Origin of the sequence: Polynucleobacter sp. VK25 (assembly GCF_018687355.1) — a bacterium.
In the GTDB taxonomy this organism is placed as follows: domain Bacteria; phylum Pseudomonadota; class Gammaproteobacteria; order Burkholderiales; family Burkholderiaceae; genus Polynucleobacter.
Map to the genome: position 1 here is coordinate 720837 of NZ_CP061288.1, position 20864 is coordinate 741700.

A 20864-nucleotide genomic window follows, 5' to 3' on the forward strand; every position below is an offset into this window, starting at 1 on the left:
TGGTGGACTGAATAGCTTTAAAAAATTGACCTCCTGAATGCCATTACCCAGAAACGCGCTCTCCTATGTATTAGTCGCTACCAGCACTTTGATGCTGGCTGGCTGCATGATGGTTGGGCCAGATTACGCTAGACCACCGGTTAAGGCTGCGGACCAATTTAAATCATCTGCTCAAACTGAATTTACAGAATCTTTAGGTGAAAACTCAAACAAGATTCTGGACCCGGTGGAGTGGTGGCAAAGCTTTAATGATCCGACACTCAATGCCTTGCTAAAACAAGCAACAGCTCAAAACTTAACTTTGCAGCAAACTGCTCTTCGGATATATCAATTGCAGGCCCAGCTTGGCGTGAGTGATGCCACATTATTGCCATCTGCTGCTTTAAGTGCTTCATATTCCAATGCCCGCAATAGCGCAATTCAAGAGGCAATTAATGATTCCAATAACTTGGTCTCAAAAAATGCTTTAGTGCAGGTGAGTTGGGAGTTAGATTTTTGGGGCAAGAATCGCCGTGGAATTCAGAGTTCATTGAGCTCGTATTTATCTGGAGTTGCTGCCTTCTACTCGGCGGATGTTTCATTAACTGCAGACGTAGCCAATACCTACATCAATATTCGCAACTACGAAGAATTGATTGAGGTTGCCAAAACCAATTTAGCCTTACAAAAAGAAAGCTTACGTATTGCTGGCGCCCGCTTCAAATATGGCGCTACCTCAATGCTGGACTTAAGTCAGGCACAGGCACAGTATGAGCAGACTAAGGCCCAGATTCCGGGTTTGATCGCTAATTTAAGAAAAAATCAGCATGCCATGAGCATTTTATTGGGCGAGCCTCCTGAGTATTATGAAAAGACTTATGGCAATACCAAGGGCACACTCAAGCCACCTACTGCTCTAGGCATTGGTATGCCAAGAGACTTACTGCGTCGTCGTCCGGATGTTCTGCAGGCTGAGTTTGATGCCGCCTCTAAATCTGCCTTAATTGGCGTAAGCAAAGCACAACTGTTCCCAACATTTACCTTGGGTGGCGTCTTTGGTTATGCCACCTCCAATTACGGAACGTTATCGACTGCTAATTTATTTAGTTGGGGTAATAACTCTTCTGGATTCAATGCTGGAATATCTTTACCGCTGTTTTATCGGGGTGCGATTGTGGATCAAGTTCGAGTGCAGGATGCCATCTTCCAGCAGAGCCTGTTGGCTTATCAGAACCAAGTCTTAAATGCTCAGAAGGAAGTTGAGGATTCACTCATCACCATCTCAACCACTAAAAGCTCAAAAGAAGATTTAAGTCGCGGTGTGATTGCAGCACAAAGTGCTGCAGATTTAGCGCTTGAGCGTTACAAGGCGGGGCAGAATGATTACACCACTGTGATTACTGCACAACAGTCACTATTAAGTATTCAAAACGCCTTAGTTCAGACTTCATCCAATGAACTTATTGGCTATGTTGGCGCTTTTAAAGCGCTGGGTGGCGGTTGGACTGCAGATATGAGTCCACCTAAGCTGCCAAACCAGATGATTGCTGATATGACAGACCGAACAGATTGGGGTTCTGTCCTCACAAGGGCGGGTGATCCGCTAACAGTTAAGGTCAGTAAGTTTCTGGTAGATGCTCCAGACCCATCAAAGCCTACACAAGCTCTGCCGCCAACTAAATTAGATGCACCTAATACAACTATTCCGCCGACCCAGGGAAGTGCTGCGCCATGAAAGATCTATTAATAAAAGCCAAACTTTTGCTGATGCCTGTATGGGGTCGCTTCTTGACCTTATGGAGATCACTTATCGCTAAATGGAATGCGCTTCTAGAGAAGTTGAGCACAGTTGAAATTCCTATGCTTAAGAAGAAGCTATCACCACGCACGATTGGCATATCTTTGTTGGTTATAGTCGCCTTAATTGCGCTGATTTGTTTGAAGTCTTGTGGAAAGACGGTTAAGCAGAGTCCCATACCAGTGACAACTGCCCAGCCACTGTCTCAAGAGATTCGTAGTTTTGCTACATTTGATGGCTTGGTAGAACCATTTCTCACGGTAAACCTGGATGCACGGGTTAAAGGTTATCTCACCAAGATTGGATTTGCAGATGGAGCCATGGTGAAGAAGGGCGATCTTCTGTTTGTGATTGAGCAGGAGCCCTATATTCAAGAGGTGAAGTTAAAGCAAGCGATCTATACCGAAGCGAAGCTTGAGTATGGTCGTCAGAAATCTTTGCTCAAAGAAAATGCAACTTCTCAGGCGGCAGTTGATAAAGCCTTATCTCAGTACCAACAAGCTGAGGCTAACTTAACTCTCGCTAAGATTAATTTAGGCTATACCGAAATCAAAGCGCCTTTTGATGGCCTCATGGGAAGGCACCTATTGGATGTCGGCACCTATTTAGACAGCACTACAAAAGGGGTTCAGCTTTCCACTATTCAGCAGATTTCACCAATTTATGTGTACTTCTCCATTAACGAGAGAGATTACTTAAAGTTTCAAAAGAGCCAAGATCCAAATGCAGAGCGCAAGTCTGAAGTCAATACCTTGCCTATCTATGCAGGTCTTCAAGGGGAGGTTGGATATCCATTTGAAGGCATCTTGGATTACGCAGCTAATTTAATTTCCACAGAGACTGGCTCCTTGCAATTACGGGCAATCTTTAAGAACGAGAAGTACGAGTTAATCCCTGGTTTATATGCTCGTGTCATGGCTCAGTATGGTGCTCCGAGACAGGCTTTGTTGTTGCCGAAGACCGCCGTAATGACCGATCAAGTGGGTGACTACGTCTTTGTCTTGGATGAGGCGCTGCGCGCACAACGTCAAGATATTGCTTTGGGGCAGCGCTTCGAGAAATATGTCGAGATCAGCAAAGGTTTGACCGCCGCCAGTAAGGTCGTCATTAATGGATTTATCAATCTCAGTATTAATCAGATCGCCAAACCAACAGAGGTCACGCTTGAGGCAATGCCAGCCCGATAATCATGCTCTCTAAATTTTTTATCGAACGGCCGGTACTGGCCAATGTGATTGCACTGATCATGCTATTGGTTGGGGCAGTATCCATTAATGGATTGCCGATTGCTCAGTACCCCAATATTGTTCCGCCGACCATTCAGGTTACCGCTAGATATCCTGGAGCAAGCGCCACCCTTGTGCAGCAATTGGTGGCTAGCAATATTGAAACTCAGGTCAATGGTGTGGATGGGATGCTCTATATGGAGTCTGCATCCACTAATGACGGAAACTACACCTTAACCGTTACCTTTAAGGTCGGAACGGATCCTAATTTAGCTCAGGTTAACGTACAAAACCGTGTAGCTATTGCACTTCCTTCTTTGCCACAGGCAGTTCAGAAGCAGGGCGTCACAACGAAAACACAATCAACTGCCATTCTGCAGTTCGTTACCCTCACTTCATCCAATCCAGAGCATGACGGTTTATTTTTAAGTAACTTAGCAAACCTAAAGTTGCAACAGCGCTTAGCGCGTTTGCCAGGCGTCGCTGCTGCCAATGTCTTTGGTGTGGGTAACTACAGTATGCGAGTTTGGCTTGATCCTGCCCAGCTCAAGATGCGCAATCTGACGCCAAACGATGTCATTGCCGTTATCAATAAGCAAAACGTCTTACTCACAGCAGGTCAAATTGGTGCTCCACCAACACCAATGGGTCAGGATTTTCAGTTAACACTGAATGTCACGAGTGCCATGACAACCCCTGAGCAGTTTGGCAGAATTGTTGTCAAATCTGGTGGCAAGGCTGAAATAACCTATTTGCGGGATATTGCCAGAATTGAAATGGGCAGCCAGAATTACAGTCAATTCTTCAAGATTGATGAAAAGCCAGCGGGCGGTATTGCTATCTATCAAATGCCTGGCGCAAATGCAATTGCAACCGCACAAGCAGTCCAAGATGAAATGAAGAGTATCGCCAAGACACTTCCAAAAGAAGTTACTTGGGCAATTCCATTTGATACCACGATGTTTGTGAAGGCCTCGATTCATGAGGTATATAAAACGCTCTACGAGGCAGGCATCTTAGTGCTGCTTGTAATCATGATCTTCTTGCAGAACTGGCGTGCAACGCTGGTTCCTGCCACAACCGTCCCTGTCACCATTATTGGCGCATTTGCTTGTATGGCTGCGCTTGGCTTCTCCATCAACTTGCTCACCTTGTTTGCGATCGTCTTGTGTATTGGCATTGTGGTGGATGATGCGATTGTGGTCGTTGAGGCGGTATCTAAGAAGGTAGAAGAGGGCGAAGATCCGAAGCAAGGTGCGATTGATGCTATGACTGCTTTGATGGGCCCGATCATCGGTATTACTCTGGTGTTGATGGCAGTGTTCATCCCTGCTTCATTTATTGCGGGTATTACGGGGCAGATGTATCGACAGTTTGCGCTGGTGATTGCAGCCACTGCTTTAATTAGCGGAATTAATGCGATCACTTTAAAGCCAACTCAGTCAGCGCAGTATTTAAAACCCGTTGACCCTAATGCGGTTAAAAATAAGCTCTATCAAAAATTTGATTTGTATTTCAATCGCTTGGCAACTTGGTATGAGCACAAGATTGAAGGCTTGATGAAGAATCGAGCGAAGGCATCTATGGTGGGTATTGGAATTATTGCTGCCTCTCTCATTGGTTTGATGTTTGTACCAACAGGCTTTATTCCAAACGAGGATCAGGGCTATTTGGTGGTTTCAACTACCTTGCCAGATGCGGCATCTTTACAGCGCACTGAAGAGGGAATGAAAAAAGCAGTTGAAGTAATTAAGAAGGTGCCTGGTGTTGACACGGTTGTGGTGATCGGCGGCATCAACTTACTGAACAATAGTAGCTCTCAGTCGAATAGCGGCGGCCTATACGTCATTATGAAAAAATGGGAAGAGCGTGGCAAAGGCGAGGGCCTGCGTGATATCTACAACAATATGAATGAAGGGCTTAAGCAGGTTCAAGAGCTTAAGTCTTTTGTACTCTTGCCACCTGCTATTCCTGGCTTGGGTCTATCTGGCGGGTTTGAGTTGAGATTAATGCTAACTGACGGCAGCAATAATTTTGCCAAGTTAGACGCAGCCACTAAGGCTTTTATCGCGGAAGCTAAAAAACATCCAGAGATCATGATGATCTTTACGCCATTCCAAAATAACGTGCCACAACTGCAGCTCAGCTTTAATGTGGGCAGAGCAGAAACATTTGGTGTTGATATTGGGGATGCTTATGATGTATTGCAATCCTATCTGGGATCCTCTTACGTCAATCAATTCTTCAAATACGGTCAAACCTACCAAGTGTATGTGCAGGCCGACGGTAAATATCGCAATGCTATTGAGCAGATCAACCGTCTCTATGTAAAAAATAAGAGCGGCAATATGGTGCCGCTGGGATCCTTTATTGACGTTAAAGACACCACTGGGCCCGCCTTTGCATCACAGTTCCAGCTTTATCCGTCTGCTGCAGTTCTGGGTGCAGCCAATGATGGTTATAGCTCTGGGCAGGCGATGAAGGCCCTGGATCAAGTAGCTAAAACTTTGCCTGATGGCGTCACCTATCAATGGGCAGGCATGTCATATCAAGAAAATTTGGTGGGCAATACCGTGATTCTGATCTTTGCACTATCCATCTTGTTGGTATATCTGGTTCTTGCAGCACAGTATGAAACTTGGATAGCACCACTAGCCGTTTTAACTGCAGTTCCGCTTTCTTTATCGGGAACGGTATTGGCTTTGTTGCTCACCGGTCTACCAAACAATATTTATGTACAGATTGGCTTGGTATTGATGATTGCACTTTCTTGTAAAAACTCAATCTTGATTGTTGAGGTTGCTATTGAGTGCAGACATAAAGGGATGAGTTTTGTGGATGCAGCCTTAGAGGCATCCAGAGAACGCTTTAGGCCAATCGTGATGACATCGATTGCGTTTATTTTGGGGGTAATGCCATTACTTACGTCTACTGGTGCAGGTGCAGCAGCACGTATCTCTCTTGGCATTACGGTATTTAGTGGCATGATCGCCTCTACCTGCCTCGCGGTAGCTCTAGTCCCAATCTTCTACGTAGAAATCGAAACCTTCTTTGAGAACCGTGCCAATAAAAAGGCTGGTAAGACCGGTGTTTAAGCTCTAAGCTAAGCCACCATGTCTTAAGAGGGCGTCAATACTTGGCTCTCTGCCTCTAAAGGCTTTAAAGGATTCGGCAGCAGGACGACTGCCGCCGACTTCTAAGATTTCTTCACGATAACGAGCGCCAGTCTTTTCATCGAGGACGCTGCCTGTTAACTTTGCTGCTTCCTCAAAGGCCGAGTAGACATCAGCCGATAAGACCTCTGCCCACTTATAGCTGTAATATCCAGCCGCATAACCACCGGCAAAGATATGGCTAAAGGTATTAATCCAGCGCGAGATCTTAGGTTGCGGAATGACATTGAACTGATCTGCAATTGCCCTGGATAGATCCAGCACTCCTTGGCCTTGGGCTTTTTTTGCATCAAAGCTCGCATGCAGACGCCAATCGGTTAATGACATCACGATTTGGCGTAAGGTCATATAGCCATTCTGGAAGTTCTTAGCAGCTAGAATTTTTTCAAAGAGTTCACGCGGTAAAGGTTTGCCTGTTTCTGCGTGGGCAGTCATCTTTTCTAGCACTTCCCATTCCCAGCAGAAGTTTTCCATAAACTGACTTGGAAGCTCTACAGCATCCCACTCAACACCATTAATGCCAGAAACCCCTAAAGCACTTACTTGGGTTAAGAGGTGATGCAAACCATGACCACTCTCATGGAAGAGGGTGATTACATCATCATGCGTAATGGTGGGTTGGCGCAGCACACCATCGACCTTCACTGGAGGCGCAAAGTTACAGACTAAGTAGGCTACTGGAACTTGAATCTCACCATCGGTCAATACCCTGCGACCACGAGCGTCATCCATCCAAGCCCCGCCACGCTTACCAGGGCGAGCGTAGGGGTCAAGGTAGAAGTAAGCCACGATATTACCTTTGGCATTCTTGACTGAGAAGGATTGAACATCGGAATGCCATGTTGGCAAAGCTGCTGCTTCTATCTTGACGCCAAACAAAGTCTGAATCACTTGGAAGAGCCCATCCAATACCTTTGGTAGAGGGAAGTATTGCTTGAGCTCATTCTCGGAAAAGGAATAGCGTTCTTGCTTCAATCTTTCTGATGCAAAAGCAACATCCCATGGCTCTAATCCATCGGTAATCGATAATTTAGTCTTGGCAAACTCTGAAAGCTCTTGCCAATCTTTAAGTGCAAAAGGCTTTGCTTTTTGTGCAAAATTCGTTAAGAAAGAATCTACTTCTTCAACGCTACTAGCCATCTTCGGAGCCAAACTTAGTGCAGCATAATTTTTGAAGCCCAGCATGCGCGCTTCTTCATCACGCAGTCTTAACTGCTGCAACATATTTTGGGTGTTATCCCACTCTAATTTTCCCTTGGCATACTCAGGCGCCAGCTCAGAAGCGCGTGTCACATAGGCCTCATACATCAGGCGACGTAAAGCTCGGTTTTCTGAGTACTGCATGACTGGGTAATAAGAGGGGAAGTGCAGCGTGAATGCCCAGCCCTTCAGGCTCTTTTGCTGCGCGGTATCTGCGGCAGCAGCAAGGGCGTCTTCAGGTAGCCCTACTAAGTCCGCTTTGTCAGTTACAAGATGCACAAAGCCATCGGTCGCATCTAAGACGTGATCTGAGAAGGCTTTGCCTAAGGTTGCTTGCTCATCCTGAATTTGAGAAAAGCGAGGCTTATCAGCATCGCTGAGTTCTGCTCCACCCAAACGAAAATCTCGCAGGGAGTTTTCAATCACTTTCTTCTGGGCTGCGCTCAGCTTTGAAAAGTCAGAAGACTTGCTTAATTCTTTAAACTTTTTGTAAAGATCTAAGTTCTGTCCAAGACTCGAAAAGAATGCAGTTACCTTCGGCAGCATTTCTCCATAAGCGGTACGCAACTCTGGTGTATCAGCAACACTATTGAGATGAGAAATCACACCCCAAGATCTGCCTAAGGTTTCTGTAGCATCTTCTAGTGGTTCTGCTAAGGAATCCCAAGTAGATGGAGTACTTGGATTAGTAGCTAAATCAACCGCATCTTGTGCATGCTTGAGCAGATATTCAATCGCCGGCGCAATGTGCTCAGGCTTGACTTCGGAGTAGGCGGCAATGCCTCGGCCAAAAGTGGTCAGAGGGTTGTTTTGCAGTTCGGCAGGTAGGTGATTCGTAGGGGATGTAGTCATCCCTCTAGCTTAATGGACTGGGAGCAATTTTGCCAAAAGTCCCAGACAAATCCTTAGCGCCTAGTTAGTTAATGCTTGGCAGCCTTTTCAGCGGCCTCTAGAGTGTTCATGAGCAACATAGTGATGGTCATAGGCCCTACGCCGCCAGGAACAGGCGTTATCCAGCCAGCTACATATTTAGCGGTATCAAAATCGACGTCGCCACAGAGCTTGCCATCAGGCAGGCGATTGATGCCTACGTCAATGACAACCGCGCCGTTCTTCACCATATCGCCGGAAATCATTTTGGGTTTGCCGGTAGCCACCACCAAAATATCAGCGTCTTTTGTATGGTGGGCTAAGTCACGCGTCTTACTATTGCAAATAGTGACGGTTGCGCCGGCTTGCAACAACAGCATAGCCATGGGCTTGCCTACGATATTCGATGCGCCCACAATCACTGCACGAGCACCACGAATTGGGTATTCAATACTTTCGAGAATCTTCATGCAACCATATGGAGTGCATGGCTTGAATTCTGGTTGACCTACCATTAAGGCACCAGCATTAGCAACGTGAAAGCCGTCTACATCTTTCTCTGGGGCAATTGCTTCAAGCACCCGCTCAGAGGCAATGTGCTCTGGCAAAGGTAATTGCACCAAGATCCCATGTATTGAAGGATCTGCATTGAGGGTAGCAATACGGGCGAGCAACTCCTCTTCGCCTAATTCAACAGAGTAGCGCTCCAAAACAGAATGAAAGCCAACATCTTCACAGGCTTTCACTTTATTACGCACATACACCGCACTGGCAGGGTTGTCGCCAACCACAATTACCGCTAAACCAGGCCTTGTACCTTTGGCGGTAACAATGGCGCCGCGCGCGGCAATCTCAGTGCGCAGTTTTTTAGAAAGGGCGTTTCCGTCTAATAGTTGGGCTGGCATTGAAAACCCTGTTAATTAATTAGGCTGGGGATCGGATAATGCCAAGCGGAGCAGGTCTGCAACCGTATTGACGTTGAGCTTTTCCATGATGTTGGCGCGGTGTGCCTCAACAGTCTTAATGGAGATACCAAGATCATCGGCAATTTGTTTGTTTAAGCGACCAGCAACAATGCGCTCGAGAACTTGACGCTCACGCCCAGTCAACTTGCTGAGTAAGCTCTGGGTGATCTTGCGCTGACTAGCTTGTGAATAATCGATACGTGCTTTAGCAAGCATGCGATCCACCAACCCACAAAGATCATTTTCTTTAAAAGGTTTTTCAATGAAGTCTACTGCGCCACGTTTCATGGTGGAGACTGCCATAGAGACATCTCCGTGACCAGTAATAAAAGCAACTGGCATGGGTAAGTTTTCACTAGTCAGGCGCTCTTGTAATTCGAGGCCAGACATACCTGGCATGCGCACATCCAATATGGCACAAGAGATCGTGGACTTATCAGTACTTTGCAAAGACTGCAAGAAACGTTCTGCGCTTGCATGGCAACGAACAACGTAACCATTACTTTCTAGGAGCCAAGTCAGCGAGTCACGAACTGCTTCGTCATCATCGACTACATAGACCACTTCAGCTTGGTTTGGTTTTGCGGCAGCACCTAGGTTCATATCAGTTCTCGTAAGGTAAATCCGTTAAATATTAGCCTTGGATTTGGGGGGATTCCAGGGGTAATAGTATTGTAAAGGTGCAGCCAGCCAGCTTAGTCTGTTCTGAGTCTTGGACGTTGGTTGCCCATAGCCTGCCATGGTGGGATTCAATAATAGAGCGGCAAATATTAAGTCCCATGCCCATCCCATCCGATTTTGTGCTGAAAAATGGCTCAAACATGTGTTCTAGGACGTTTTCTGAGATCCCGCCCCCGGCATCGGTAACCTGGATTCTGAGCATGGCTGGGAAAATACTGGTATCTAAATCCGCGCTAATCCGCACTGGCGGTGCCGACCAGCGGGAGGAGAGGGGGTATGCCTCCCTGACGCTGTCCAAGGCATTTTTGAGTAGATTCACTACTACTTGCAAGATCAGAACTGGGTCGAGATTCACTACTGGTAGATTTTCAGCAATTTCAGAGTTGATGGTTAAGCGGTGGCGATGGGCTTCAATTTCAACCAAGCCAACGGCATCATTAATAATTTCAGCAATATTAGATTCTTTGCGTTGTGGCTCGCTGCGCTTAACAAAGCCGCGAATACGCTGAATGATGGTGCCTGCTCGGTGCGCCTGTTCAGAGGCCTTCTCGAGGGCAGGCAAAATTTCTTTATTGAGCGCAGGGTCTAAGTTACCTTCTAAGCGTTTCGCAACACCCATGCAGTAGTTGGAAATAGCCGAAAGTGGTTGGTTTAATTCATGGGCTAAAGAGGACGCCATTTCACCCATCGTAGTGAGACGACTAGTGAACTGCATGCGTTCCTCTTGCTGGCGCGCTTGATCCTCGGAAGCCTTACGAGAGGTGATGTCGGTAGCAATCAATAATTGGGCTAAGTGTCCATCAACCCAAGGAATATAGCGGCGACGAACCTCAAACCATTTATTGCTGCCATCAGTCAACTGAATCTCTTCAGACTCTGACTCCTGATACAGGAATGAAGTCGGGATGCCATCACGAATGTAATCTTGAAGATCTTGCGCAATATTATGCAAAGTATCGATTTGCTTTTCTTGATGGGCTAACTGAAAGTGGCCTTTAGAGTCGCTACCAAAGTTTTCCTGATAGAAGCGGTTGGCAAACAGTAGCTCGTCTGTTTCAAGTGATACAACAGATACCGCAGCATCTAAGCCCTCTAAAACGGTAGTGAAACGTTCTTGAGAAGCGGCTAGTTCTTCACGAATCTTCTTTGGCTCTGAAATATCAATCAGAGAGGTAACCCAGCCAGTCTGCTTATCTTTTTCATCAATGAGAGGCGCAATAAAAGTGCGCGTCTGTATTAGGCTGCCATCTCGTTTTAAGATCGCACCCTCAATACCGACCCTCATCATGAGGTTGATCTCCGATTTCATCGCCCGATTCATTTTCTCTACAAGCTCATCTCTTCTGCTATCAGGCCAAAATGGAAACGGTGGAGTGAGTCCGATTAATTCGTCCGCAGTCCAGCCAGTCATTTCACAAAAGGCGCGATTCACATAGGTAATGCGCTTTTGCATATCGTGCGCACGTATACCTACGGGAGTTGAGTTTTCCATGGCATTACGAAATCTGGTTTCTGCACGAAGACTTGCCTCGGCTTCTTGACGCACTTGCATCTGCTTGAGAACTGACCACAGACTCCAAACCACGAATGCACTCAATCCGAGAACTACCCCAATCAACATTCTGAAAGTGAGATTGGTTGGCGGTGGGTAAGTATCTATGCGTAGGGTGAGGTTGGGGCTTAAGACTCCAATATCCAAACTAGTCTGATTGCTAAATGCCCTTTTTGGGGTGTTTTTATCAGAGGAGATGCCCAACACTCTTTCATCATCAGTAAGAAGGGTGAAGCGGTAATTTGATTTCAGTTCCCCGGGGATAACATCCAATATGCCTCGGGTGGTGTAGAGTGCCGCCAAGTACCCAACAATTTCCCCGCCAACGATATTGGGGACTACTTGCCATAAAACGATTTTTCTCTCTACTGAGATTGGCTCATTGCTTGGTAGGTTTAGGGAAACAAACTGACTGAAGGCTGCTCTACTGGTTACGCGGCTCAGTTCGATAGTTGACGCAAGACTGGAATTAATGAGTTGGTCATTTTGAGTTTTACTAATCCAATCTTGCTTACCGCTGTCAAATGGAGCGACCCATTGGCGCTGATTGTCTTTGTTAAGCCAAATGATTTTGACAATCTCATGATTATTTAAAATGAGATCTTCTGCCTGTTCTCGAGCAATTTGCCTTAACTTGACCTGGTCTTCGCTGGCAGCTACTTCTCGGTTGATGGTTGTCAATGCATCTAAATTGCTGGCGAAGCGAGTCTGAATGCGTTGCTTGGCAAAAGAGAGTTCTCTAAATAGTGCTGCTTCTTGCTGGGTCTTTTCCTGTAAATGCAGCGTGCCCAAAATAATGCCCATAACTGCTGTAAACAGAACAATGGCTACAAGTGGGGTGTAAACAATCCTGAATCCGCGAATTTTGCGAAGCCATCTGTAAGGATTCAGGATTAGTCCGGAAAAGGCTGTTTTTTTCATGAATGTAACGATTTTGCCTTACTTAGCCCCTCTGAACTGCAATTTTGCCTGTATCAGAGCTTCTTATTTGCAGCGCAATAAAATACCACATTATGAGAAATACTATCATTATGTGGAAAATTGCTTGTTTACACCCATATACCTTCCTAGAATATTGCCTATAGAGTTAATGACAAATTAAGCACTATTTATTGGAGACAAAAGATGGCAGCAGTTCCAGACCAAGTATTAGGTAAACAGAATCCACAAGATGCTGATCCAGGAGAAACCCAAGAATGGTTGCAAGCGCTGGATGGCGTGATTCGCAACGAGGGCCCTGAGAGAGCTGCCTACCTTATTGATCAACAAATTTCTCATGCACGTGTGAACGGAGTGGTTCAACCTTTCCATGCTGAGACTCCATATATCAACACCATTCCTGTTGAAAATCAAGCACGTTTGCCTGGTGATCAGAATATTGAGCATCGTATTCGTTCCTATACTCGTTGGAATGCTATGGCAATGGTTCTGCGCGCCAACAAAGACACCAACGTTGGTGGACACATTTCCTCATTCCAGTCAGCAGCTACTTTGTATGACGTAGGCTTTAATCATTTCTGGCATGCACCATCTCCTGAGCATGGCGGAGATTTGATTTTTGTTCAGGGTCACTCAGCACCAGGTGTGTATGCACGTGCTTATATGTTGGGTCGCCTCGAAGAGGGTCAACTTAATAACTTCCGCCAAGAAGTGGGCGGTAAAGGTATCTCCAGTTATCCGCATCCTTGGTTGATGCCAGACTTCTGGCAGTTCCCGACCGTGTCGATGGGCTTAGGTCCCATCATGGCGATTTATCAAGCTCGCTTTATGAAGTACCTCACTGATCGTGGCTTTATTCAAGAGCAGGGTCGCAAGGTCTGGGCTTTCTTGGGTGACGGCGAAACCGATGAACCAGAATCACTGGGCGCGATCGGAATGGCTGGTCGTGAAAAACTCGATAACCTCATTTTTGTTATTAACTGCAACTTACAGCGTTTAGATGGACCAGTGCGTGGTAACGGCAGCATTATTCAAGAGCTCGAAAGCGAGTTCCGTGGTGCAGGCTGGAATGTGATCAAAGTGGTTTGGGGTGGTCAGTGGGATGCTCTATTTGCACGCGACAAAAAAGGCATCTTGATGCAGCGCCTAGGTGAGATCGTTGATGGCCAGTATCAGACTATGAAGTCCAAGAACGGCAGCTACGTTCGTGAGACAGTATTTAACACTCCAGAGTTAAAAGCCCTAGTGAGTGATTGGAGTGATGATGAGATCTGGCAGCTCAATCGTGGCGGTCATGATCCTCATAAAGTCTACGCAGCATTCCATGCAGCGGTAAATCACAAGAAGCAGCCTACGGTAATCCTCGCCCATACCATTAAAGGTTATGGCATGGGTGGTTCAGGTGAGGCGATGAATATTGCTCACCAAGCGAAGAAGATGAATGACGACGATGTCCGTCGTTTCCGTGATCGCTTTGAGATTCCGGTACAAGATGAGCAATTAGATGACATGCCTTTGGTGAAGTTTGCTGAAGGCAGTCCTGAGTTGGAGTATATGAAGGCGCGACGTCAAGAGTTGGGCGGTTACTTGCCACAGCGTCGTACTAAAGCGGAGAGCTTGCCGGTTCCTTCACTAGATACTTTTGCGGCATTACTTGAGGCAACTAGCGAAGGTCGTGAGATCTCCACAACCATGGCGTTCGTACGTATGCTCAACACAGTCGTGCGCGATAAAGTTTTAGGCAAGCGTGTAGTTCCGATTGTTCCGGATGAGTCTCGTACCTTTGGTATGGAAGGTATGTTCCGTCAACTCGGTATTTGGAATCAATTAGGTCAGCTTTACACACCAGAAGATCATGATCAATTGATGTTCTATAAAGAAGATAAGACTGGTCAAATTCTGCAAGAGGGAATTAACGAAGCGGGTGGCATGTGCGACTGGATTGCTGCCGCGACTTCTTACTCTACGCATGGCGTGCCAATGTTGCCTTTCTACATCTTCTACTCCATGTTTGGTTTCCAGCGTATTGGCGACTTAGCTTGGGCGGCAGGTGATATGCGCAGCCGTGGTTTCTTACTCGGCGGTACGGCCGGTAGAACTACTTTGAACGGCGAAGGCTTGCAACATGAAGATGGCCATAGTCATCTGTGGAGCGGTGCGATTCCAAACTGCATTAGCTATGACCCAACCTTCTCATTTGAATTGGCAGTGGTGATTCAGGATGGTATGCGTCGCATGCTGGAAGTACAGGAAGACGTTTATTACTACGTTACTTTGATGAATGAAAACTATTCACATCCAGCAATGCCTAAGGGTGCGGAGAAAGACATCATCAAGGGTATGTATAAGCTGAAGTCAGTTGGTGATGACAAGGCAAAGCTCCGTGTACAGCTCTTAGGTTCTGGAACCATCTTCCGTGAAGTGATTGAAGCGGCAGAGATTCTTCATAAAGACTGGGGCATTGCTTCTGACTTGTGGGGTTGCCCAAGCTTTACTGAGCTTGGCCGTGACTGGACTGCAGTTCACCGCAGCAACCTATTAAATCCAACGGCTGCGCCAACCTTATCTCACGTTGAGAAGTGCTTGAAAGATACTTCAGGCCCAATCGTTGCAGCTACTGACTATGTCCGTTTGTTTGCCGAACAGATTCGTCCAGCAATTCAGCACATGGGTCGTCGTTACGAAGTTTTGGGTACTGATGGCTTTGGTCGTTCCGATACTCGTGAAAAACTCCGTGACTTCTTTGAAGTAGATCGTCGTTGGGTGGTTCTGACTGCCTTGAGATCTTTGGTTGATGCTGGTCAGCTTGATCGCTCTAAATTGGCTGAAGCAATCAAGAAATACGATATCGACACTACTAAACCAAACCCAATGACGGTTTGATAAGAGATAAATACTATGAGTCAAATAATTGAAATCAAAGTCCCGGATATCGGTGATTACAAAGATGTGCCCGTCATTGAAGTCTTGGTTAAAGCTGGTGACAAGGTTGAGAAAGAGCAATCCATTGTTGTGCTTGAGTCAGATAAAGCCACAATGGACGTTCCTTCATCCCACTCTGGCATTGTGAAAGAAGTCAAAGTCAAAGTAGGTGACAACCTGTCAGAGGGATCACTTGTGATTACCTTAGAAGAGGGTGCAGCAGCTTCAACTTCAGTATCAGCAGCAGCACCAGTAGCGAGTGCCCCGGTACAAGCTCCTGCGGCCGCTGGTGCAAGCAGTGCTCCAATTGAAATCAAGGTCCCAGATATCGGTGATTACAAAGATGTACCTGTAATCGAAGTTCTGGTTAAAGCTGGTGACAAGGTTGAGAAAGAGCAGTCTATCGTGGTGCTTGAGTCTGATAAAGCTACCATGGACGTTCCTTCATCCCACTCTGGGATTGTGAAAGAAGTTAAAGTCAAGGTAGGTGACAGCCTCTCTGAGGGATCAGTGGTGGTGATCTTGGAAGGTGGGGCATCGGGATCAACAGTTGCACCAGTGGCTGCAACTGCAGCACCAGCAGCTCCAGTAACCAAAGCTGTTGAGCCTCCCATTGCACGTGCTCCAGCACCTCCTCCTATTGGCAATACACCTCCGCCAGTAGATGCGACAGCAAGTCATGCAAGTCCATCTGTGCGTAAATTTGCACGTGAGTTGGGTGTCACCATTAACCAGGTCAAAGGATCCGGTCCTAAAGGGCGCATTACCCAAGAGGACGTACAGGCATTTGTGAAGGCTGCTATGAGTGGAGGCGCGGGTAGTCCTGCAGCTGCCTCTAGTGGCGGCAGCTTAGGCGGATTAAATCTGATTCCTTGGCCAAAGGTCGATTTCACAAAGTTTGGTGAGATCGAGCGTCAGCCACTCAATCGCATTAAGAAACTCACAGCAGCCAATTTGGGTCGTAACTGGGTGATGATCCCAGCCGTGACTTATCACGAAGATGCTGATATCACTGACTTGGAAGCATTCCGTGTTCTCACGAATAAAGAGAATGAGAAAAAGGGCGTCAAGATCACCATGCTCGCTTTCTTGATGAAGGCTGCAGTGGCTGCGTTGAAAAAATATCCAGAGTTCAATAGTTCTTTAGATGGCGATGACCTTATTTTGAAGAAATACTTCAATATTGGTTTTGCTGCAGATACGCCAACCGGATTAGTGGTGCCAGTGATTAAAGATGCGGATAAGAAAGGTATCTTTGAGTTAGCTAAAGAAACTTCAGACTTGGCTGCTCTTGCACGTGACGGCAAGTTGAAGCCAGATCAAATGCAAGGCGCGAGCTTTACGATCTCATCACTAGGCGGTATCGGCGGTACATATTTCTCGCCGATCGTTAATGCGCCTGAGGTAGCAATCATGGGTGTGAGCAAAGCTGCTATGAAACCAGTTTGGGATGGCAAGCAATTTGTCCCGCGTCTGATTTGCCCATTGTCTCTATCCGCAGATCATCGCGTGATTGATGGCGCTTTAGCTACGCGTTTTAACGTGTACATTGCTCAGCTCTTGGCCGACTTCCGTCGCGCCAGTCTATAAGGGGGATCTATGGCTAAGCAAATGATCCTCGTTCCGGACATTGGGGACTATTCAGATGTACCGGTAATTGAAGTGCTGGTTAAGATTGGCGATGTGATTGAAAAAGAACAGCCGCTATTGGTTCTTGAGTCCGACAAAGCAACGATGGAGGTACCAGCAGATGCAGCAGGTACTGTTACTAGTATTGCAGTAAAGCTTGGCGACAAAGTCAGCAAAGGTTCTGTTATTGCAGAGATCGAAGCGAGTGGTGCAGCACCGGTTGCTCAGCCCACTTCAGCAGCGCCAGCAGCACCAGCAGCACCAACAATGGCAGCCGCGCCTGCACCAGTAGCAGGGCAGTACAGCGGTAAAGCGGACCATGAATGTGAAGTGCTAGTGCTTGGTGCTGGCCCTGGTGGTTACAGCGCAGCGTTCCGTAGTGCTGACTTGGGTATGAATACCATATTAGTAGAGCGCTACCCAACTTTGGGTGGTGTTTGCTTAAACGTCGGTTGCATTCCATCCAAGGCATTACTGCACACAACTTCAGTGATGGATGAAGTCAAAACTATGGCTAAGCACGGCATTACTTTTGGCGCACCCAAAATTGAGATTGATCAATTGCGTGGCTATAAAGAATCGGTGATTGCTAAATTGACTGGCGGTCTTGCTGGTATGGCAAAGGCCCGTAAGGTAAAAGTAGTGCGCGGTTTAGGTAAGTTCTTGGATGCAAACCATGTCGAAGTTGAACTAACTGATGGTACTGGTCAAGATCTCACTGGTAAAAAAGAGGTAGTGCGCTTTCAGAAGGCCATCATTGCTGCTGGTAGTCAGCCTGTGAAGTTGCCTTTCTTGCCTGAAGATCCCCGTATTGTGGATAGTACTGGCGCCTTATTGCTGAAGAGCATTCCTAAGCGCATGCTCGTCATTGGTGGCGGCATTATTGGTTTAGAGATGGCTACTGTTTACAGCACACTCGGCTCACGTATTGATATCGCCGAGATGATAGACGGTCTCATGGCTGGCGCGGACCGTGATTTAGAAAAAGTCTGGGAGAAGTTTAATGCCGGACGTTTTGAAAAAATCATGCTCAAAACTCGTGCAGCAAAAGCAGAAATAAAGTCTGATGGAATTCAGGTGAGCTTTGAGGGTGAAAATGCACCGGCAGAACCACAAACCTATGACTTGGTATTGGTTGCAGTAGGCCGCACTCCGAATGGCAAGAAGATTGATGCTGGTAAAGCGGGCGTTCAAGTTGATGAGCGCGGCTTTATTCCTGTTGATAAACAAATGCGCACCAATGTTTCCAATATTTTTGCAATTGGTGACTTGGTTGGTCAGCCAATGTTGGCACATAAAGCAGTGCATGAAGGTCACGTTGCCGCCGAAGCTGCTGCAGGTCAAAAATCTTACTTTGATGCGAAGCAAATTCCATCAGTTGCCTACACTGATCCTGAGGTAGCCTGGGCTGGTTTGACAGAAGAGCAGTGTAAAGCTCAAGGCATTGCTTATGAGAAGGGTTTATTCCCATGGGCTGCTAGTGGACGCGCGATTGCTAATGGACGCGATGAAGGTTTCACTAAACTCATTTTTGATGCAACGACTCACCGCATTATTGGTGGCGGAATTGTGGGCACACACGCTGGTGATTTAATTGGTGAAGTATGTTTAGCAATTGAGATGGGTGCTGATGCAGTAGATATCGGTAAAACGATTCATCCGCACCCAACCCTGGGAGAGTCAGTTGGCTTGGCGGCTGAAGCAGCGCACGGTCATTGCACTGACTTGCCTCCAGTGAAAAAGAAATCTTAAGAAACGCTACATCTGTAAAACAAAAGCCCCGAGTAATCGGGGCTTTTCTACTTCAACGTAATGATTGCGGTGAATATAGTTATGAAATGAGCTCAGCTCTGAGTTCTCGAATGCGTTCATCTACATAGTAACCACCACACTCTGTATATCGAAGGTACTTGCATCCACATTGCTTGCATGCACATACGTCAGACTTGTTATAGGGGTGAGAGGCAATTGAGATGGGGGCATCCTTAGACCAGATAGTCATTCCCTTGGGGAGATCTTCTTCCCAATACTCAGGGGCATCTTCTACCCTCAGAGTCCCAACGCATTCTAGAGAGGCTGTCATGAAGCCGCCAGGAATGGTTTCCCAGCCTGCACAGCTTAACGATGAGCAGTCAGGACATTTATCTTTGAGGTTAAAAGACTTGGCGAGGGTTAGCAACTCATCTCTGTTGAGACTTTTGGTCATTGCAGGGTTCTCTGCAGTTCTTATTTCTTCTTAGAGGCTTTGCTGCTTGTGCCAGCAGTCTTCAATACTGTTTCGGTAGCGCCAGTCAGGTTGGTTTGTGCAACTTCAACTGCATGCTTCACAGCTTTTTGGCTGGTTTCGAATACGTTATTTGCAGAAGCAATCGCTTGCTTCATCGCTTGCACGGCTGCATCCGATCCCGCTGGGACATTCTTAGTCCACTCTTCGACTAAAGAGTTGATTTTTTTCTGACCAGCTTGCAATTCTTTTTCGGCAGACTCGGTGAAGCTATTTTGTGTTTCATGAGCTAATTCATATAAATGACGGCTATAAGCCATAATTTTTTCAGCCATGGGTTGCACGGCTTCTGCTTGATGGGCAAGTAATTGCTGAATGTCTTTTACTTCCAAGGCTTTCTTGGCGCTATTCATGCTATCGCTCAAGCTTTGCTTGGCAATATGCATATTGAGTTCAACTAATTTTTCAATGCTCTGCAACGCTTGATTGGTTAATCCGCTCAAGGTCTCTAAGTTTGCTTTTTGAGCTGCTGCAATTTGCTCTGGAGTTAAATTCATATCTATCTCTTTTCGTCGGACTTGCTACTTTTATTTTCTGATGCTTTTAGCTTAATGTACTCCCATTAAATAATTGTATTGCATAGATATTGCGTTGCAGCATAAGAGCCATGTAAAGCTCATAAATGGCCGAATTAGGAAAAGAGCCTAAAATTAGGGTCTTAGAAAAAAATCTCAATATTTTCAGTAAGTTACCCATGAAGCTTTCCCTAGATAACGCCATTGCGCCAATATTTGTACTCATTTGGAGTACTGGCTTTGTAATTGCGCGTCTAGCTATGCCATACGTAGAGCCGGCTACCTTTCTGTTTTGGCGTTTTGCAGGTGTTCTAGCGGCGATGGCAGCCCTTAGTCTGGTGTGGAGAATCACCTGGCCCAGTTGGTCGCAAATCAAGCATATCGCCGTTGCTGGCATCTTGTTGCAGTTTGGTTATTTGCTCGGAGTATGGTGTGCAGTCAGATTGGGGATGACGGCAGGGTTGGTGGCCATTATTGTGGGACTGCAGCCAATCGTCACTGCGTGGTTTGCTGCGTGGATTTCTGAAAAGGTAACGCCACGCCAATGGATAGGTCTAGGTTTTGGATTTGCAGGCGTTGCATTGGTGGTTGCCGAGAAAATTGGTTTTGTGCATATCCCTGTAGTTAGTTACATATTGGCATTTATTGCACTCTTATCCATTACGTTTGGCACGCTGTATCAAAAGAAGTTCTGCCCTGTATTTGATCTGCGCGCCGGGTCTTCTATTCAGTTTGGTGTTTCAGCGGTGCTGTGCTTTATTTGTATGTATTTATTTGAGTCGGGAGAGATGGTTTGGAATCTCCCTGTAACCGGCGCATTGCTATGGGCTATCTTTCCCTTGTCCATTGGATCAATTAGCTTGCTATTTATGATGATTCGCAAGGGGGCTGCAACTAAAGTCACTAGCTTTCTCTATTTAGTGCCGCCGACAACTGCTGCAATGGCTTGGATGTTGTTTGATGAGCCATTTACATTGCTGATGGCCGTGGGCTTGTGTTTGACGATGACTGGCGTGGTACTGGTAAATGCCCGTCAGACCAATACAGTAGCCACGATTGCTGAATAGGGCGTTCATATTGGCATTCATTTAGTGGAATGAATTACCTAGAATGGGGCGAATAAAAGCGCCT

General features: G+C 46.5%; 13 protein-coding genes. 7 read left to right on the forward strand and 6 right to left on the reverse strand.

The genetic code is table 11. The features are described 5' to 3' along the window. Positions 1-37: 37 nt before the first annotated feature. The 3 genes from AOC21_RS03795 to AOC21_RS03805 are packed head-to-tail and all read left to right on the forward strand — an operon-like array spanning position 38 to position 6098. A complete protein-coding gene (locus tag AOC21_RS03795; RefSeq protein ID WP_215392447.1) occupies positions 38-1714 on the forward strand; it encodes an efflux transporter outer membrane subunit in 1677 nt (558 codons plus the stop codon). Next, positions 1711-2964 carry an efflux RND transporter periplasmic adaptor subunit gene (locus tag AOC21_RS03800; RefSeq protein WP_215392448.1) on the forward strand — a complete coding sequence of 418 codons (1254 nt, stop codon included), beginning with the start codon at positions 1711-1713 and terminating at the stop codon, positions 2962-2964. Before AOC21_RS03795 ends, AOC21_RS03800 begins: the two co-directional genes overlap by 4 nt. Positions 2965-2966: 2 nt before the next feature. Beyond that, a complete protein-coding gene (locus AOC21_RS03805) occupies positions 2967-6098 on the forward strand; it encodes an efflux RND transporter permease subunit (RefSeq protein WP_215392449.1) in 3132 nt (1043 codons plus the stop codon). A 3-nt stretch (positions 6099-6101) separates the two neighbouring features. Here AOC21_RS03805 and AOC21_RS03810 read toward each other — a convergent pair whose 3' ends face one another. The 4 genes from AOC21_RS03810 to AOC21_RS03825 form a co-directional block, all read right to left on the reverse strand. Further along, positions 6102-8228: a M3 family metallopeptidase gene (locus AOC21_RS03810; RefSeq protein ID WP_215392450.1), complete on the reverse strand. Its 2127-nt coding sequence runs from the start codon at positions 8226-8228 to the stop codon at positions 6102-6104. A 68-nt stretch (positions 8229-8296) separates the two neighbouring features. Next, entirely contained in the window at positions 8297-9151 is an 855-nt protein-coding gene (gene folD / locus AOC21_RS03815; RefSeq protein WP_215392451.1) for a bifunctional methylenetetrahydrofolate dehydrogenase/methenyltetrahydrofolate cyclohydrolase FolD, read from the reverse strand. Between the two features lie 15 nt (positions 9152-9166). Beyond that, on the reverse strand, positions 9167-9814 hold the full coding sequence (locus AOC21_RS03820) for a response regulator transcription factor (RefSeq protein WP_215392452.1): 648 nt from the start codon (positions 9812-9814) through the stop codon (positions 9167-9169). Positions 9815-9845: 31 nt separating this feature from the next. Continuing rightward, on the reverse strand, positions 9846-12365 hold the full coding sequence (locus AOC21_RS03825) for a PAS domain-containing sensor histidine kinase (RefSeq protein WP_215392453.1): 2520 nt from the start codon (positions 12363-12365) through the stop codon (positions 9846-9848). Positions 12366-12569: 204 nt separating this feature from the next. Here AOC21_RS03825 and aceE point away from each other — a divergent pair, with 204 nt between their 5' ends. Genes aceE through lpdA form a run of 3 tightly spaced genes read left to right on the forward strand, consistent with a single transcriptional unit; the run spans position 12570 to position 18686 of the window. Further along, complete coding sequence (aceE, locus tag AOC21_RS03830) at positions 12570-15266, forward strand: pyruvate dehydrogenase (acetyl-transferring), homodimeric type (protein WP_215392454.1); 2697 nt, start codon at positions 12570-12572, stop codon at positions 15264-15266. A 15-nt stretch (positions 15267-15281) separates the two neighbouring features. Continuing rightward, positions 15282-16895 carry a dihydrolipoyllysine-residue acetyltransferase gene (aceF, locus tag AOC21_RS03835; RefSeq protein ID WP_215392455.1) on the forward strand — a complete coding sequence of 538 codons (1614 nt, stop codon included), beginning with the start codon at positions 15282-15284 and terminating at the stop codon, positions 16893-16895. A 9-nt stretch (positions 16896-16904) separates the two neighbouring features. Further along, a complete protein-coding gene (lpdA, locus tag AOC21_RS03840; RefSeq protein WP_215392456.1) occupies positions 16905-18686 on the forward strand; it encodes a dihydrolipoyl dehydrogenase in 1782 nt (593 codons plus the stop codon). Between the two features lie 79 nt (positions 18687-18765). Here the strand turns inward: lpdA and AOC21_RS03845 are convergent, their stop codons facing one another. Next, entirely contained in the window at positions 18766-19140 is a 375-nt protein-coding gene (locus AOC21_RS03845) for a hypothetical protein (RefSeq protein ID WP_215392457.1), read from the reverse strand. 20 nt (positions 19141-19160) lie between these two features. Continuing rightward, a complete protein-coding gene (locus AOC21_RS03850) occupies positions 19161-19715 on the reverse strand; it encodes a phasin family protein (protein ID WP_215392458.1) in 555 nt (184 codons plus the stop codon). Positions 19716-19912: 197 nt separating this feature from the next. Here AOC21_RS03850 and AOC21_RS03855 point away from each other — a divergent pair, with 197 nt between their 5' ends. After that, positions 19913-20800 carry a DMT family transporter gene (locus AOC21_RS03855; RefSeq protein ID WP_215392459.1) on the forward strand — a complete coding sequence of 296 codons (888 nt, stop codon included), beginning with the start codon at positions 19913-19915 and terminating at the stop codon, positions 20798-20800. The last annotated feature ends 64 nt before the right edge of the window (positions 20801-20864 follow it).